Raw genomic sequence first — 255 nt, 5'->3', positions numbered from 1 at the left:
CCGCGGTCAGATAGGCGCCGTCGCCGGTGTCCGCGTACAGGTGGACGAAGGCGAGCCCGGCCCATGCCTGGTTGCCGGTGTAGGTGGCGTTGGACCCGACATAGGGCGCGCCGGTACTGGTGATGAAGGGATCGGGCTGGTACGACGCGCGCAGGCGGCCGTCCGGCGTGACGTCGTGCTGCTGGGCGTAGATCAGGCTGTTGCCCAGGACCTTCGCGTGGGCGAGGTCGGACGCGGTGGCGCGCTGCAGATAGG

General features: G+C 70.2%; 1 pseudogene. It reads right to left on the bottom strand.

The features are described 5' to 3' along the window. A pseudogene (locus GWK61_RS55780) lies at positions 1 to 255 on the bottom strand (hypothetical protein); the annotation flags it as partial.

This window comes from Catenulispora rubra (genome assembly GCF_015356825.1).
In the GTDB taxonomy this organism is placed as follows: Bacteria; Actinomycetota; Actinomycetes; order Streptomycetales; family Catenulisporaceae; genus Catenulispora; species Catenulispora rubra.
The sequence above is the reverse complement of the archived record's forward strand: the minus strand, read 5'-3'. Positions and strand labels throughout refer to the sequence as shown.